The 17,053-nt window shown below is 57.2% G+C and carries 11 protein-coding genes; 3 read left to right on the forward strand and 8 right to left on the reverse strand.

Annotation, left to right across the window (positions count from 1 at the left end):
• Window positions 1–38: 38 nt before the first annotated feature.
• From HU762_RS26615 to HU762_RS18510, 7 genes are all read right to left on the reverse strand, one after another.
• Window positions 39–518, reverse strand: a complete 480-nt coding sequence (locus HU762_RS26615; protein WP_202883645.1) for a hypothetical protein — start codon at window positions 516–518, stop codon at window positions 39–41.
• A gap of 60 nt (window positions 519–578) precedes the next feature.
• The gene (locus HU762_RS26620) at window positions 579–1,022 is read right to left on the reverse strand and encodes a hypothetical protein (protein WP_202883646.1); all 444 of its coding nucleotides are present in this window, start codon (window positions 1,020–1,022) and stop codon (window positions 579–581) included.
• Window positions 1,019–2,338 carry a restriction endonuclease subunit S gene (locus HU762_RS18490; RefSeq protein WP_186639467.1) on the reverse strand — a complete coding sequence of 440 codons (1,320 nt, stop codon included), beginning with the start codon at window positions 2,336–2,338 and terminating at the stop codon, window positions 1,019–1,021. Before HU762_RS18490 ends, HU762_RS26620 begins: the two co-directional genes overlap by 4 nt.
• Entirely contained in the window at window positions 2,331–3,875 is a 1,545-nt protein-coding gene (locus tag HU762_RS18495; protein ID WP_186639469.1) for a class I SAM-dependent DNA methyltransferase, read from the reverse strand. The genes HU762_RS18490 and HU762_RS18495 overlap by 8 nt, the downstream gene beginning before the upstream one ends.
• A 66-nt stretch (window positions 3,876–3,941) precedes the next feature.
• Window positions 3,942–5,453 carry an RNA-binding domain-containing protein gene (locus HU762_RS18500; protein ID WP_186639471.1) on the reverse strand — a complete coding sequence of 504 codons (1,512 nt, stop codon included), beginning with the start codon at window positions 5,451–5,453 and terminating at the stop codon, window positions 3,942–3,944.
• Between the two features lie 98 nt (window positions 5,454–5,551).
• Complete coding sequence (hsdR, locus tag HU762_RS18505) at window positions 5,552–9,016, reverse strand: type I restriction-modification system endonuclease (RefSeq protein ID WP_186639473.1); 3,465 nt, start codon at window positions 9,014–9,016, stop codon at window positions 5,552–5,554.
• A 201-nt stretch (window positions 9,017–9,217) separates the two neighbouring features.
• Window positions 9,218–10,234 (reverse strand): hypothetical protein, encoded by a 1,017-nt coding sequence (locus tag HU762_RS18510; protein WP_225923547.1) that lies wholly within the window; start codon window positions 10,232–10,234, stop codon window positions 9,218–9,220.
• A gap of 450 nt (window positions 10,235–10,684) precedes the next feature.
• Between HU762_RS18510 and HU762_RS18515 the strand changes: the two genes are divergently transcribed.
• The 3 genes from HU762_RS18515 (at window position 10,685) to HU762_RS18525 (ending at window position 16,172) form a co-directional block, all read left to right on the forward strand.
• Window positions 10,685–12,142, forward strand: coding sequence for a hypothetical protein (locus tag HU762_RS18515; protein ID WP_186639475.1), 1,458 nt, complete (start codon window positions 10,685–10,687; stop codon window positions 12,140–12,142).
• A 63-nt stretch (window positions 12,143–12,205) separates the two neighbouring features.
• Window positions 12,206–15,574 (forward strand): TM0106 family RecB-like putative nuclease, encoded by a 3,369-nt coding sequence (locus tag HU762_RS18520; protein ID WP_186639477.1) that lies wholly within the window; start codon window positions 12,206–12,208, stop codon window positions 15,572–15,574.
• Window positions 15,567–16,172, forward strand: coding sequence for an ankyrin repeat domain-containing protein (locus HU762_RS18525; protein WP_186639479.1), 606 nt, complete (start codon window positions 15,567–15,569; stop codon window positions 16,170–16,172). Before HU762_RS18520 ends, HU762_RS18525 begins: the two co-directional genes overlap by 8 nt.
• Here the strand turns inward: HU762_RS18525 and HU762_RS18530 are convergent.
• Complete coding sequence (locus HU762_RS18530) at window positions 16,138–17,013, reverse strand: WYL domain-containing protein (protein WP_053181870.1); 876 nt, start codon at window positions 17,011–17,013, stop codon at window positions 16,138–16,140. The genes HU762_RS18525 and HU762_RS18530 overlap by 35 nt on opposite strands.
• Between the last annotated feature and the right edge of the window lie 40 nt (window positions 17,014–17,053).

Consider the following 17,053-nt stretch of genomic DNA (forward strand, 5'->3'; position numbering starts at 1 on the left):
ATGAGTGAAGATCCATTGCAATTTTTGCGAGATAAGGCTTAGAGGTTGGCGTTGCTTTTGATCAGGTTGATCAACCGCATGAAATTAGCGTTATTGCTGTGGCTTTTCCAACGGTTGGCAAAGCGGCAGACGATCAGCAGGTTGCCGGGGGCATAGTGGCCATCGCTGTCGATTCGGTCGAGAGAGCACAGCTGTTCGTCATCGTCCTGCGCCCGATCCAGCTGCATCGGTATGCCGGTAAGCGCGCATAAGCCTTCTTGCATGTGGTACAGCTCTTCAATGTAGAGCTGTAGTTCTTCTTCGTTTGGGAAGCTGAAATCTTTGTTCTTGGACCAGCGGAGTTCTTCTTGGCCGTTTGAATGTTGTGTTGTTCCCCACGCGGTGCGTGCCATCCGATATGCAGCAACTTTTAGGTTACTAAACGAGGTCACAAGGCCCGCTTTACGCACAGCCGTTTTTTCTCGCCACTCTCGGCGTTCATGCCATGGGTTCAGGTCATTCCCGTGGACTAGCGCCAAGGCGTACTCCGCATAATCGGGGGACAGCTGCTGAAAGGTAGCCTCGGTTGAAAGAAAGTCTCATGCCTTCGGATGCAACGCGCTCCATTCCAACCGACTACCGATCAAGTTGACTTTTGCCCAGGGTTTGCAGGGCTTATGGCATACGTAGATAGGCTTGGAAGGCTTGCTGCTAGAGTCTTCGCCAAGTTCAAAGGCTGGTGCATCAGGTAGCGACTCGGTCCACCACAAATCGTTTTTCTCGCGGTGAATCCAGATATCGCCGGATGTTTGCGCGATAATGGACATCAAGTTGAACCAGCGTGATGCCACCCCCGGTGTGGGAACCATGCATCGAGCGGTTTTCTCATATTTCAGTGTGGTCTCGATGAAGCCTTCACGGTCGCCTGCAGCCCAGAAGCGATGGGTTTTTTCGGCGTTCATGGTTGCAACCGTCGAGCGACGAAGGCAGTTGGGCCACTCGTAGTTTTCACGACCGAAATTGGCAATGAACACCCGCTTCATGTGCTCTTTCTTCCTCGCTTGACCTTGGGCGCGGCGGCGCGTTGGGCTTGGATGCGCTCCAGCAGAGCGCTGGCCGGTTCGTCATTCGGGTCTTGGGGCACCAGTTCGCCACGGAAGGCTTTGACCAGGATGCTTTGGGTCAGGTGGTCGATCCGGCTTTTGGCCGAGGTGACTTTGGATTCCAACTGGTCGGCGTAGGTGAAGAGTTGTTCGACGCGGCGGACGATTTCGCTTTGCTCTGCTGAAGGGGGGAGCGGAATTTCAAGCGGGGCAATGTCGGTATTGTTGATTTGAGGGATTGTGGAACCAGTGTTAAGTTTGGCTAGGTCAATCGTTTCGAACCAGCGATAAACATACATGATCTCGACATCGACGGGGGTAATAATTCCCATGATGTTTAGGTCAACAAATGAAGGTTCCTTCAAAATTCTTTTTTTGTTTGTAGCGATTGCCCCGCCTCGCTTTGGGAACAAAATACTTCCACTTGGCATTAAGGACTTTTCCGGGGCATCGCCTTTGGCTAGATATCGATCCGTGTGTTGGAGGTGAAACTCATTGCCCTTAAGATTCATCTCCCCAACTTTAAAGTATTTAAAATCTCCAGTCGTCTTTTCATATTCAGCGGATATAGCTATCCCGCTTTTTAGCTTACAAAGATTGCCTACCGTTGTCTGAGCCCAGCCGTGAGTCGAGTTGTTTTGGGTGTACCCACGCCACTCCTCTGTCAATCGTCCGGAAAAGGCGGCGGCGAGGACGGATTGGCGAAAGCGTTTGAGCAGGGTGGGGATGGCGTCGATGCGGGCTTTAAGGATGTCGACCTGGGCCAGCAGTTCATCGAGCTTGGCGGCGATTCGGATTTGTTCGGCGGCGGGCGGCAGCGGAATAGGCGCTTTAGAAAAAATGCTTTTGTTTACGATGGAGATCGTTGTGGCAGAAGATTGAGCTTCCAGCCACGGCCTTAGCGTCTTGCAGTAATGAAATACGAAGCTCGGGTCTATGCCAGTGTCAGGAATCAGCGCGTTGATTTGTTGATTTGTGGCGGATGTTGTTGTGGTTAGACCGACTTTCCCTAGGTTTCCAATGCAAGTCACTACGATGCTTTGCGGTGGCAGAACGGGAACCTCTGCAGCGCCAGCATTCGTTAGACTTGTTTCTGTCCTGACTATTGGACCTGAATGATCGAGATCGCCCGGCTTGATGAAGGGAATGCTTCCTCCGTAAAAGGCTGGCTCCTTCGTGCTAGGGGTTTTGCCTGTAACGATATGTCCTATATCGGCGAGTCTGCAAGTGGCCCACCCGGCTGGTAACTTACTCATCTTCAGCTCTCACTTCCAACCCCATCACCTCAGCCATCAACTGCTTCTGCGCCATCACTTCATCCCCCGCCCCCAGTGCCTTCATCAGCTCTTCCAGCTCATGCAGCGCCTCGGTCAGTTCAGCCATTGCCTCACCGGCCAGTACTTCTGGAGCGGGCAGATCGGCAGCATCCAGGCTGCTGTCGTCCTTTAGCCAACTGATATCCAGCGATTCACTCCGCTCGTTGCGGATGTAATTGCGGGTAAAGCAGCGGAAGCGGCTGTTTTCACCGATACCTTCGACGTTCTCGGATCGTGGGCTTTCGCCGTCGGGTGTGTCGCCATAGGCATCTTCGAACGGTTTGAGGTGAGTGGCGCCGAAAGGGGTACGCTTGCCAAAGCTAGGCATATTGCTACGCAGGTCATAGATCCAAACACGTTTGGTGCAGCCTTCCTCCTGACGCGGATTTTCCACGGTGCCCTTCTGGAAAAACAGCACGTTGGTCTTCACACCCTGAGCATAGAAAATACCGGTAGGCAGACGCAGGATCGTGTGCAGGTTGCACTTGTCCATCAGGTCGCGACGCACGTCGGTGCCAACGCCGGCTTCGAACAGCACGTTATCCGGCAGCACTACAGCGGCGCGGCCACCGGGCTTGAGGCCGCGGTAGATGTGCTGAAGAAAGGCCAACTGCTTGTTACTGGTGCGGTAGGTGAGGTCATCACGAGTCGGGCCACCGCCACCCTTGGCCGTGCCGAATGGTGGGTTAGAGAGGATGACATCTACTTTGGGTAAGTTGGCCCCGGTCTGACCTAGGGCGTTGCCCAGGTGCACCACACCTTCCTCGTCGCCTTCCATGCCATGCAGCAAGGTGTTCATTAGTGCCAGGCGGCGAGTGCTGGGCACCAGTTCTACGCCAACAAAGGCGCGATTGCGTTGGAATGCCTGGGCTTTGGCGTCTAGGTCGTAGTGATCGTCGGTTTGGCTTTTGATATAGGCGTCAGCAGCGATCAAAAAGCCCGCAGTGCCGGCGGCCGGGTCTTGGATGGTCTCGCCCGGCTGCGGCTTGATGCAGCGGATGATGCTGTCGATCAGCGGTCGCGGGGTGAAGTACTGGCCGGCGCCAGATTTGGTTTCGCTGGCGTTCTTTTCCAGCAGGCCTTCATAAAGATCGCCGAGGCCGTCTTGGCGGGCGCTGAACCAGTCGATGCCGTCGAGGCTCTTGATCAGTTGCTCGAGGTGGCGCGGTTCTTTGAGGCGAGTCTGAGCGTCGGCGTAGATGGCGGCAATCAGCGGGTCCCGGTTTTTGCCAAGGTCCAGCAGCATCTGCCGGTAGTGATCTAGCAGGTTAACGCCGGACTTGCCAGCCAGGTCTGGCCAGCGCGCGCCTTCGGGCAGCTTGTGGCCGAAGCTGTCGTTGTTCTGCACTTGTTCGTATTCCATCTTGATGAACAGCAGAAGCACGAGCTCGGTGACGTAGTCGCTGTAGTTGATGCCATCGTCGCGCAGAACGTCGCAGAGGTTCCAGAGTTTCTGGACGATATCGGAGTTAGTCATGGGCTACCTGTGGCGAAGTGTTTAAAGCGCCAGATCGCGCTAGCGCAAAGAAGTGGTTGTCTGGGCTCAGTCGTCTGAGGAACGTTGTTCGGCCTTTAGCGCTTGGCCGGCTACAGTCAGGCGATAGCGTTGCTTGCTGCTGTTGGGCTTGTCTGGAATGGTCATCTCGACCACGCCAAGCGTCAGTAGTGGGGTCAAAACCTGCTCGCGGAACTTGCTGCGGTTGCTGCGCCCGACGAAGGTCATTAGCTCTGGCGCAGTGTGATCGCCTGTCATCTTGCACAGCAGCGTTATCTGCTCTTGCTGCAAAGACAGGCGAGTTTCGGCTTGTTCTTCTTCGACAGCGGACTCAGTCCCTACTTGGTCCCTACTTGGTCCCGACTTAGTCCCTACTTGGTCCCCACTTGGGCCCGAAAGAGGCCCTTTTTCAACGGCGCGCTGAATCACCACCTTGAACTGATTACTCTGCCGGTCGTCCTCCAGCCGGATCATTGGCCAAGCATCGATAGCGCGCGGGATGCCGGTGCCCAGACCGCGATAGGGCAGAATGTGCACAGCATGGGAGGTGAGCGTCGGGTTACGACGGTTGGACATGCCGAATCGAATTTTCTCGGTGTCGAGCACGTCAGGCAGGTGCCCAGGGCTGATCAGTTCGATGCGATCGGCGAAGATCATGATCCGGATGGAGGCGCTGACAAAGTAGTCGCGGTGGATCAGGGCATTGACCAGAAGTTCTTCAAACACCTCCTCCGGCACTTCCAGCTGGCCGAGGGTATTGAAGCCCTGCTGGCGCTGCACGTGGTGTAGGTTGCGCTTTATGAAGGCAAGGCTGCGTCGGTACTGTTCCTGCAGATTGCCGTCGATGTCTTCGCTGTCTAGATAGTGGCGGTCATGCAGAACCGTGCCCGGAAACGCCACGGCTTTGATATCGAACGCCGGGCACAGGCGTTGTGGCGCTTGGCCGAATAGCAGCAAGCCGGCCAAATTGGGTGTGTCGCCACTGGCGAGGCCAAGATTTTCCAGGATGCGGGTGGTTTCCAAACCTGTCTGTTCGGGGCTCTGCCGAAAGCGTCTTTGGAAGTACTCGCCCAGCGCTTTGGCGTCGATATCCGCCACGCTGCTGCCCGCGACCGGTACCGCATCGGCGCACACCAGCCCGGCCTGCTGGAACAAACGCTGCAGTTCTTCACGGGCCGTGACCCGACGCTTGTCGGCGCAGTTCTTTACCCAGATGCGACCCTGGTTGTCGACATAGGGTTTATTCAGCCCTTGTTCGACTGTCACCACCATGACCAGCCCGTGCTCGGTCTGAAAGTTGCTGGACAATGGATTGATCGCCGGACGGACATTCTGTGAGGCCGCGTTGGAGAGCAGCTGATTGAGTCGCGAAATGTCGGCGCTACTCAACCCGCTCACCGCGCCGGAGTCGTCTACGCCAATTAGCAAGTAGCCACCGGACGTATTGGCGAACGCCACCAACTCGGCTGCCAAGGCATCGATATTACTGAAATCGCGCTTGAACTGATGGCGGCTGTCCTCACCACGGTCAAGGATCTGATGAAGCTCGGCAAGGGTCATTAAGCGTCTCTAGGTGTTGCAGTCGATAGCTCGTGCAATAGGAGGGCATTATCCCTCATGAACGAGTACGGTGGCCAACCCAGCGTTCAGGATCGGCCTCATCCCGTCTGTGCCCACAGGTTGTCATTCAGGGCGTCCAGTACCACGCCCAGGTTGCCGCCGAGCATCTTGTCCAGCCGCGTGCTGCCGCCATCGCTCTTGAACGCCTCACCAATCTGCTTCTTGTCAATAACGACCTCGTGCACCAGTTGCTTGGCCAGGCGGTCAAGCCACTTACGCTGAATTTGAGTCCAAGGCTGCAGTATATAAATCGTCTCCATCGCCTTGGTTACGCGCTGTTCGAATGGTAGCAAAGCCTCTCCGAGGGCGGCGCGGCGGATGAAGCCCACGATACTGGCAGCGATTTCCTGGTTGGTCTGGTTGCGCCAGGCGCTTTGCAGGTTCACCTCACTGTAGCCATGCCCGTCGAGCAGCAGGCGCACTTCGCGCAATTGTTCACGAGTCAGGTCTTGCGGACGGCTGACCACTACGCCGAGGGCCACTGACTGGTTCAACTGATTCTTAATGAAGTCGTTGAAGCTTTCCAGATAGTCTGCGGGCTTTTGGTAATCGCCGTAGTTCTGCTCACGGACCATCAGTTCGTCCGTGTGAGTGGCGATCACCGGGTAGTTCAGCGATCCCAGCAGGGCATTAACCGTGGCGAGCTGATCGAGCAGTTGGGCATGCTGTTGGATGAACTGGGCAGCTTGCTGTGGGCCGAGCTGGTGCAGGTGCTGATGCAGTTTGTCCGGGGCTACGCCCCAGGTGTTCTCCAGTTCTGCGAGCTTGGCCTTTAGGGTTGGCTTTTGCTCGGCCTTATGGCTGGCCTTGCGCAGGATGCGCATGACCCGCTGGCTCAACTGGTCCAGGACGTCGTGGGCATGGCTAGTGTCTGGCTGGTTACCAGGAGCATCGAGGCTGGCTGGGTTGGTTAGCTCGCTGACCAGCTGTTCGAGGCTGATGTTTGGGTCTTTCACTAGCGGTTTCATTGTATCTACTGGCTCGAGGGCAGCGTACAGATCAACCGGATCGTAGATTTTGAATACCGTCTTGCCGATTTCATCGCAGCGGCGAGTCGCCCGGCCCTTCATCTGTTCGTAGAGAATGCGCGAACGCACCCGGCGCATGAACACCAAGTGGCAAATGCGCGGTACGTCGATACCGGTGGTCAACAGGTCGACCGTGATGGCAATGCTCGGGTACCGCTCGTTCTTGTACTGGCGGATCAGTTGTTTGACCTTGTCACTTTGCCCGGTGATGATCTGTACAGCTGCCTGGTTGTAATCCTCGCCGTGAACGTCCTTGAAGGCTTCGTCGAGAAGGTTTTTGACTCGCTCGGCATGGGCTTGGTTAACGCAAAAGATCATCGTTTTTTCATCGCCCGACGGGTCGAGCTCTTGTGCCAGTTGCTCGCAGATGACCTTGTCGAAACCGGGCGTAATCACGCGACGATTGAAGGACTCGATTTCGAAGTCGAGTTCGTCCTCAAGCTCGGCGACATCCACTTCGCCGGTACTCGTATCGATGACGCTGACGCTCTCGCCCTTGGCAAAGTGGATGCCGTTTTGGCTCAGCAGGGTCTGATAGCGGATTGGAGGTTCGTGATCGATCAGCCAGTCGTCAGCCACGGCCTCCCGGTAGCTGTAGGTGTATATCGGAGCCCCGAAGACTTCGCTGGTGTGCTTGGCTGGCGTAGCGGTGAGCCCGACGCGGCAGGCGTCGAAATAGTCGAGCACGCGACGATACTGCGATAGATACTGGTTGAAGTCGCGCACTGCCAGCTCGCCTTCAGTCATTTCCTGATCAAGGGTGTAACCGCGGTGGGCTTCGTCGACGATGATGCAGTCGAAGGCATCGATGGGCGGCGGAGTGTCCGACTGGAAGATGCGCTTGACCATGGCCTGCACAGTGGCGACCTGAACCCGTGTTTCAGCTTCGGCAGCCATGTCACCTAGTTCTTTGACGTCGTAGATCTGCGCCAGCGTGTGGTTCTGTTCCAGCGTCGCCTCATTGAAGGCTTCGATGGCCTGTTCCCCCAAGGCGCTGCGATCGACCAGGAAAAGAATACGGCGAAAGCGCTCGGCCTTCAGCAGGCGGTACATCAAGCCAATGATAGTGCGCGTTTTGCCGGTTCCGGTCGCCATGGCCAGCAGACAGTTGCGGCGATCGGCGGCTAGGGCCTGTTCGACGGCGCGGATGGCGTTTTCCTGATAGTCACGTAGCTTGAGATAGGCGAAGCCTTCCTGCTGTAGTTTCGCCTCGGCGTCCTCACGGCTGCGTTTGAGCAGGTCGAGTAGGCCGTCTGGTGTGTGGAAGTCCTGCAACGGCCGGCGCAGATTGGCCGGGCTGCGCAAGTCGCGAAACCAGATGCCGGACAGCTCGGCGAGTTGCTTAATGAAGGGGCGACCATTGCAGGCAAAGGCGAACGGGACCTTGAAATGGCTGCCCTGGCCGTCGGCCCACCCCACGCTCTTCCCGGCCGGTTGCAGATCGTTAGTAACGATCAACTGGCGTGAATAGCGCTCGGCTTGGGGAATGCGGTCGGCTATGTTGACGCGCTTGCGTTTGGCTTCGACGATGGCGACAGGCATGAGGCCGGCAAACAGCACGTAATCAGCGTTCTCTTTCGCCTTGCTGGTTGGCCATTCGGCGATGGCCTTGTTTTTGCCCTTCTCGGGCCGAGCGCCGTTGCTGTAGGTAAGGTCGAGCGAATCGGCCTCCCAACCCGCATCGTTCAACTGTTGATCGATGAGGATACGGGTGAGGTCTTCGTTAGGATCGAACTGGCTGCTGGCCTGCTGAGTCTTGCGCGTCACCTGCTGGACAGCTTGGGGCTGATCCTCAAGTTGTTGCTGCAGCACTTTGAGCCGCGCTTCAAAATCGGCTCGGGCCTTGGATAGCTCTGCCTCGCGCTCCAGAGCAATCTGCTCGTAGATACGCGCTTCCTCGTTCATCTGTCCGGCGAGACTGGCTTGCTCTTGCTTTTCTTGCGCCAATAGCTCTGCTAACTGGTGGTTGTTCTCCAGTTGCTGACGACTGTCGCCCAGCTCTGCACGAAGTTTTTCGATCTGCCCCTGCAGCTCACGCAGAGGCTCACTCGGATCGACCGGAACCATGAAAGGCCCAGGCTTGAAGGCGCTGCCGCCCTTGCCGAATGACTGGTGGTACCAGATCGCCAAGGCGCGGGCGACCTTCAGCCCATCCAGTGCTTCACGATGCAGGGTGCGGAATTCGTGGGTAGCTTTGTTGCCTTCGACTCGCAGCGTATGGAACAGGTTACGGATGTTACCGTCGAGCTTGATTTCACGACTCAGGCGGTACAGCAGGTCAGCTTGGGACGTGGTGGCATCGAACTCAATGCCTGCTCTTACCGCCAGATCCTGGGCGAGCGCTTCGCCCAATTGACGCAGTTTGATCAGCGTCGTGTTGGGGTCACTGGAGAAAACTCGCTCGGCCGTATTGGCAAGTTGAAAAAAGACCGAATCGTGTTCTTTGAAGAAGGCGAAGTTGCTGCTCTCTGCCATGTTCCATCCTTGAGTGAGTCACCGGTCATCCCGAGAGTGCCGACGCAATGAGGGCATAATGCCATGCGAAGCGTGGCGCGTGAATAACAGTGTGTGCTGTACGAACGCTTACAAAAAACAGCCCCGCGTGGTGGCAGGGCACCTTTACATTTTATGCAGCTACGTCGATAACCGTCACAGAACGTCAATCATTTGGCAGAGCTAATATCCGGCGTACCCTTCATCCTCGCGAGCCTCCCAATAAAACGTAAACAGCACCAACTGCTCCACCGGCTCATAAAACATCATTATCAGATCCGCACCCCAACTCTGATAATGATGGGCGGGCACGCTCGCCACGTGATGAAACAGATGGCCAGCGGGGCTGCGCGGGTATCCTGTTGTTACTCCGTGCTCCTCGTTTTCCACATAACTCAGCGAAAGACCGGAAATCGGAAACTTCAAGTAGTCTGCTACACCGCCGATCTGCTCGACAAACGTCATCCGCTCAACGTCATACAAGGGGATGTTTTCGGCTAACGCTGATGGGGAGAACAGGCGCCCCGAGTTCTGATAAAGCTTCTTGGCCGCTTCATACGCAGCTTTCTGATCCGCGTACATCTCGAGCAGACTCGCGCGCGCCTCCACATAAGGGTCGGCCAAATGTTGGTTATCCGCATGGAGGAAGAAATAGCGCGGGTCGCCCATCAGGCGATACCGCCCTTCCTCGACCTTGAAACCAATCCAATTGGTATGCAAGAGCGGAGAATGCCACGAGGTCTCTTCGGTCGCTTGACCCACAAATTGGTGTTCTGTCGGTTCCATTGGCCCCAGCATGGTCAGATACCCGGACCACTCGGGATTAACCACACTGAGGTCGATGCCGAAAAACGGTTGCAAGTGTTCGATGAGCTCCGCCTGTTCGGGCACGAAAACTGTTTCGGGGTCTGGGAACGGGTAAAGCCCGTAGGGTACTTGCCTGTAATCCGGCCAGCGTTGCTCAACCTCACGAAGCACAGCCCCGGCTTCAGGGTCTTTGTCCAACCCTATCTTGTAAGCGCTCAGAAGGGCTTGTACCGCATCAAAATGCTCTGAACTAAGTTGCCCTAGATCATCAGCAGTCACCACATACCTGTCGCGGTCACGCATCGACAGCACGATCGATCGTAAACATTTCGCGGAGGCACTGTAGTCGTTGACGAGCACGTCCTTGTATCTGAGAAAGGCGGATTCGCTCATGTTTTTTCGTCCTTAGCACAAGTCTGTGAGTGCCCTCCACATTGCCGAGGGAAAGAGGTTGGCGGACTTTACGTCTCATTACGCAAATGCAGCAACCTGCATGCTGACGCGCCTTTCGATTTGGTTAGTAGCGGGTGCGGTAGCGGCTGTCACCACTGATTGGTTCAGAGTGCTGAGTTGGCCCAATCGTGCTGAGCAGGGTGGCAGCATCGACCGGCTCTAAGTGGCTTATGGCCGATGGAGACGAAGTTTATGCGGGGGAGCAGAAAGATGAGAAAACGCCTGAAAACTTTACGCAATTAGCGTTAAACACTGGCCTCGGCAACAAACCCCCTATCCAGAGCCTCATAACCTGCTCCGATTGTTTACCTGTATGAACAGACAACATGGACGGAGCGGCTGCTTTTGCTTAGGGTATGGCCATTCGATATTACCTGCAAGGCAGCCGGCATGAAGCGTGAACAGTTTTTGCTCCAACCTGAAGTCGAGGCTTTTGTTGAATGGCTGGCGACGAATTTGCCAGCCCTGACGTTCAAGCTTCGTTTCAAATCCAGCAAATTTGTACCGGGCGGTTTGCAGGAGGATGTTCGCGGTTTCGAGCAGGTGCTGGCGCACTATCGTTGGAAGGCCAGCTGGCTGGACAGCAATCAGACATCGGTGGGCTCGCAAACCTGGGCGCAAACGCAACGTTCTCTCGGCCAGCTTCGCGAGTGGCTCAAGAGTGCAGTTGAGCGCGGTGATGAGCCGCAAGCGCTGCAGGCGTGTTTGCAGATTCTTCGCTGGGGCGGCGTGCGCGGTGCCATCCCGTTTTTGCATCGTCTGGCCGCCAAGGGTGAGTTGTCAGCTTATCTGCAAAAGATGGTCGGGCTCATGACGCTGGATGGCGACAATGACCTGGATGAGCTTGACGCGAACAGCGTTGAGCGTTTCGATGCGGGCCTGACCAAGATTCACGCACTGCTCGATGTGTCGGGTTCGCCGATTTATGACAGCCGCGTCGGTGCTGCCATGGGCATGTTTTATTCGTTGTTTCGTGAGCAGTGGACGGGTGGGGGAAAACCGCTGTTGTCGTTCCCGTCCGGTGGTGCGCGCGGCAGCCAGATCCGCAATCCCGGAGCGTTCACCAACGGCTTGGCGGCGCCGCAGTTTTCTTCGATTCGCTATGAGGCATGGGCTCGCTGCCAAGTGCGCCTGGGGTGGATCATCCGTGCCCTGCTCGAGCGTACAGACTGGTTCGCTGACCAAGGCACGCTGCCTGCACGGTGCCATGCGTTCGAAGCCAGTCTGTTCATGCTCGGTTATGACCTGCGCTGCTTTGGCGGGGCACTTAAAACTGCCGCGCTCCTGGAGGATGAGGACAAACCCGATCGCGAGAGCACGGGTTGGGTGCCGACGGGGAATACGTTCAATCGGGTGATCGCGGATTATCTGGAATTCCGCCGCGACGGTGGGCAGCCGGATAAGACTTCCTTCGTCGACTGGCAGGTAGCGAACCGTGCTGTTTCCCGCTCGACCGCGCAAGGCAACTGTTTTGCGTTTTCCATGCAGGAGTTCGACTTGTTCAACCGTTCACTTGAAGAGCTCACGCGGATCGTCAACGGGGGGGAAGACGGGTTGCTTGCGGCCTTGTCCAGCGAGGTGCTGGAGCCCTTCACCCTGGGGGACGAGCGGGTCAACGTGTGCCTGGTAGATGTATTGATCACTGGACGGGTGTACCAGCGAGAGACGACGGGCGAGGCGCGTGTCGAATCCATTCTGGCCGCCGGCTACGCAGGTACTCCCAATACCGCCAATACGCTCATGGCTTTGGGTCGCAATGTCGGCAAGCACTTTGGGCTGCTCGATGCCGAGCATTTGCCAACGCCGCTTTTCGAGCTGTTCTTTGGCGAGTGTTCGCTGGAGGCCTGAGCCTCACATTAGCTTCGCTTACCGTGCAGCGGTCCCGGGCACTTCACAGGATCAGTCTCGCCCATGCAAATGCGCAATGGCACACGTCTTTATTCCGCCTCGGACCTCTGCGGTTTTCTTGAGTGTCAGCACCTCACGACGCTGGATCTTGCGCACCTGGTCAAGCCGATGGAAAAAGCGCCATCGAGTGAACAGAACCGCTTGATCCAGGATAAGGGTCTGGCCCACGAGGCGGCTTATTTCGATCGCCTCAAGAGCCAATATGCCAATGTGGTCGACATCGCCGAAGGTGCCCCGAGTTTTGCCCGCCGCGTCGAGCTGACGATTCTGGCCATGCAAGCGGGTGCAGACATCATTTTCCAGGCATCGCTGCAGGACGGCCCCTTGATTGGCCATGCTGACTTTCTGCGTAAAGTGCCGATGCCATCGGCTCTGGGTGAGCACAGCTATGAAGTGATCGACACCAAGCTGGCGAAAACCGCCAAGGCCAAGTTTCTGGTACAGACCGCGCTGTATTCGCGCCTGTTGGTGCCGATCCAAGGCGTGCAGCCGCATTACATGTATGTGGTGCTCGGTGATGCGGCGTGTACGGAGCAGGCCTTTCGCGTGGCGGACTACGCCGACTATCTGGAACATGTGTTGCAGCGCTTCAACGCTTTCACAAGTCTTGCCGAGCCGCCCGCCACTTACCCTGATCCCTGTGGGCATTGCGGGTTTTGTGGTTGGCGCGAGCGCTGTGACGAGCAACGCCAGCAGGACGATCACCTCTCGGCCGTCGCGGGTATCAGCCGCTCGCAGATCAATAAACTGCACAACGCTGGCGTCACGACGCTGCGCCAGTTGGCCCAAAGTCCGGACACTCTGCGTGTCGCCAACCTGCAGGGGGAGTCGTTGAGCAAGTTGCGTCATCAGGCGCGTATGCAGCTGCAGGGGCGCGCCAGTGATCGCCCGTTGTTCGAGCTGCTGCCACCCGCCGGCGCGCACCGTGGTTTCAACCGGATGCCGCCAGCGGTCGAGGGCGATCTGTTCTTTGACATGGAAGGCAATCCGCTCGAAGAGGGCGGCCTTGAGTACTTGTTTGGGCTCTACATCAACGAGGGCGGCAAGCAAACGTTCAAAGCCTTCTGGGCGCATAGCCGTGCTGAGGAACGAATCGCTTTCGAGCAATTCATCGACTGGGTGACCGCCCATCTCAAGCGTTACCCCGACGCGCACATCTACCACTACGCCAGCTATGAAGAGACCGCGATCAAGCGTCTGATGAGCCAGCACGGCACTCGCGAAGCCCAGGTAGACGGGCTGCTGCGCAACGGCAAACTGATCGATCTTTACAAGATGGTGCGTGAAGCGATTCGGGTGTCGGAGCCCAGTTATTCGATCAAGAACATCGAGCACTTTTACATGGCTCAGCGCGAGGGCGATGTGACCAATGCTGGCGCCAGCATTGTGTTTTATGAGCAGTGGAAAGAAACCGGCGACTCGGCATTGCTTGAGCAGATCGAGCGTTACAACGAAGACGACGTGAAATCCACTTTTCTCCTGCGTGACTGGCTGCTGGGCATCAAACCGGCAGGTGCTGGCGGGTTTTGCGTACCTGAGCCCGTCACCGTGACCTCGGGCACCGAACCCACCGACGTGGAGATTCGACTGGAGAGCTATCGCCAGCGTCTGCTCGATGGACCGCACGCCGAAGACCCGGTACGCGTGCTGACCTTCCAACTGCTCGACTTCCATCGTCGTGCCGACAAGCCTATCTGGTGGCAAATGTTCAGTCGCCGGGACATGACCACCGAGGAGCTTTTGGAAGATATCGAAAGCCTCGCGGGGTTGCAGCGCACGTCGACACCGCGTGAACCGATCAAGCGGTCGTTCTTGTACGAATACCGTTTCGAGCCGCAGGAAACCAAGTTGCGGACAGGCTCTAAAGGCCTTGTCGCCGAGACCCAGGCCAGCATCGAATTGCATCACCTGGACTTCGACCTGGGGCTGGCGACCTTCAAGGCGACCGAGGAAAAAGCGCCACCCGAATATTTCGACATGATTCCCGACCGGCCAATCCCGACGGACGCTCTGCGTGACGCGTTGTTGCGTTATGCCAACAGCGTGCTGGCCGGCGGCAAGCGTTTCCAGGCAGTGACCGACTTCCTGCATCGACGTGCTCCACGGGTGAATGGCGTGGAGCCGGGGGCGCCGCTGCTCGACCCAGGCCTGCCACCGTTGGACGCCATCAAGCAAGTGGTGCGCAATCTCGACCAGTGCGTGCTGTTTATTCAGGGCCCGCCGGGCACCGGCAAGACTTACACCGGCTCGCACGTCATTGTCGATTTGCTCAAGGCGGGTAAGCGCATCGGCGTCACGTCCAACTCGCACCACGCCATCAATAACCTGCTGGCAGCGGTGGAAGCGCAAGCGCTGGAAGAGGGCGTCACGTTCAGCGGCTTGAAAAAGTCTGCGGACGGGGAGGGCAATGAGTTCGAAGGCCGCTGCATTCGCTCCATCGAAAACAAGAAGGCATTTCTCGCCGCATGCGTGCCTTCTATTGCCTTGACGGCCGGCACGGTCTGGATACTGGCGAACGATGCGTTTACCGAGCAACTGGACTACCTGTTCATCGACGAAGCCGGGCAGGTGAGTGTGGCCAACCTAGTCGCAATGGGCATGGCGGCACGCAACATCGTACTGATGGGGGATCAGATGCAACTGTCGCAGCCGGTGCAGGGTGTGCACCCGGGGCGCTCCGGGGACTCCATACTCGACTACCTGCTGGACGGCACGCCGACCATTGCGGCGGATCGTGGCGTGTTCCTGGCAACCACCTGGCGAATGCACCCGGACGTATGCTCGTTCATTTCCCAGGCGGTTTACCAAGGGCAGCTCTCTTCGGCGCCCGGCACCGAGCGGCAGGTTTTGCTGCTGGACGGCCAACGTCCGGAGATACCTGCCAGCGGTCTGATGTTCTGCCCTGTTCAGCACGATGGCAACAGCCAGAGTTCGAACGAGGAGGCCGCGCAGGTCAAAGCGCTTTACGCCTACTTTCTAGAGCAACGGTTCATCGACAGCGAAGGTCAGGAGCACGCGATAGGTCTCGAAAACATCCTGGTCGTGGCGCCGTATAACTTGCAGGTTCAAGTACTCAAGCAGGCACTTCCCGCAGGTGCCCGGGTGGGTACCGTGGATAAATTTCAGGGGCAGGAAGCAGAGATTGTCATCGTATCGATGGCGACCTCCAACGAAAACTACTTGCCGCGTGACATCGGTTTTCTGTACTCGAAGAACCGCTTGAACGTGGCGGTCAGTCGCGCCAAATCCCTGGCCTGCATCGTCGCCAGCCCGGACCTCACCGCTGTCCGTTGCGTGACACCCCAAGAGATGAGTCTGGTAAACGGCTTGTGCATGGCCGTCAGACACGGCGCGGTACAAAGCCATGCTTGAGCACATGGAAGACAGAGCCGAGCTTGGCCTTAACGACTGGCACTTTTGTGTATTGCTCGATGTTGGTCCGCCGCTCGATCCAATGGGCATGAATCAACGTGATCTGGCCGGCGATACACCGCTGGACATGGCCTACCGTCTGAGCCGTCGGGAACTGACAGGCACACTTGAGTCACTGGGTGCGCTTGGCGATCTGCAGTTTCGCGATTGGCCCAGTTTGGGCACGTTCATGCCCCACGACAAGTACATTCACCAACCGGCCCGATTCGGCAATGTCAAAATACTGCACGCGCGTCACCAGCTCGGCGGCAGTCTCAACGACCGTGACGTACTGGGTAATACGCCGCTGCATTTGCTGCTGACCCATGGGCACTTGAAGGCCGCCCGGTATTTCATCACCCATTACGCCAAATATGGCCTTGATCTGTACGCGAAGAACAGCGAGGGCAATACCCCACGAAATATTGCCCAGCTCCATGGCGAACAAGCGCTGGCGCAAGCGCTACTCGACGCTGAGATCAACAACAGTGTGCGTGCGCTGCGCCTCTGGCGAGAGATGGGGCTTAATCATGCAAGAGCCACGGACGCAGTTCCTTGATGTTGCTGACCACGATCTGCTGAGCCTCGGGGTTGGTTGCCTGGTTTCTCGGGTCGACCTGATAGCGGCGCAATACGTACTTGACCAATGCCTTGCGACTAGGGACTACCAGTTGGCCATCCGTCATGCCGAAGTCGGTTTCGATGATGGCTTGCTGAGCGGCGTTCAAGCGGCCATCGGGGGTGAAGATGATCGGCACTTCGGTGTTCCACTCCTCATCCAGCTCGCGGGTGTCCTGCGACTCATCGAGCAGATCCGGCTCGCCGCGCAGGCGGCTGAGTACAAAGTCGCGATACTGGCGGTTCTTCTCGCAATACGCGCGCACATGCCAGCGCATGCCGGTGTAGACCAGCGTGTGTGGGGCAATCAGGCGGATTTCCACATTTGGTGTGTTGAGCGAAACGTATTCGGTTTCCAGGCGCAGACCATCGCGGCAAGCCTTGAGTAATGGACGCAGAACCTCCGGCCGAATCGGACGATCCGGGACTTCCAGGACCTTGGTATGGGCGTAGGCCAGGGCGAGCCCATCAATGTGCAGAGCGCGCTCGTTGTTCTGGTAAAGCAGATGCAAATAAGCGCTGGCGCTGTCGTCGATAAACAGCGGCGAGAACGTCTTGCTCGGGACGTAGCCTTTTATTTTTTTGTCATATGTAAGGTTTTTAGGCGCATGTTCCGTGATGTACGTGTTGATGTCCTTGGACGCCTGTTGGCGGCTGATGCCGAAGCTCTGGATCAGGTGTCCCGTGGTCAACCGGCCCTCCCACCAGGCAACGGTCTCGATCAAACGATAGCGAAGTGCCAGGTCCCAGCGAACCTGCTCGACGGATTGCTTGCGTTTCATACCCTCTCCATGTGCGCGAATACTTTACCTGTATAAGTCT

The organism is Pseudomonas sp. SWRI92 (genome assembly GCF_014268685.1).
Taxonomy (GTDB): Bacteria; Pseudomonadota; Gammaproteobacteria; order Pseudomonadales; family Pseudomonadaceae; genus Aquipseudomonas; species Aquipseudomonas marvdashtae.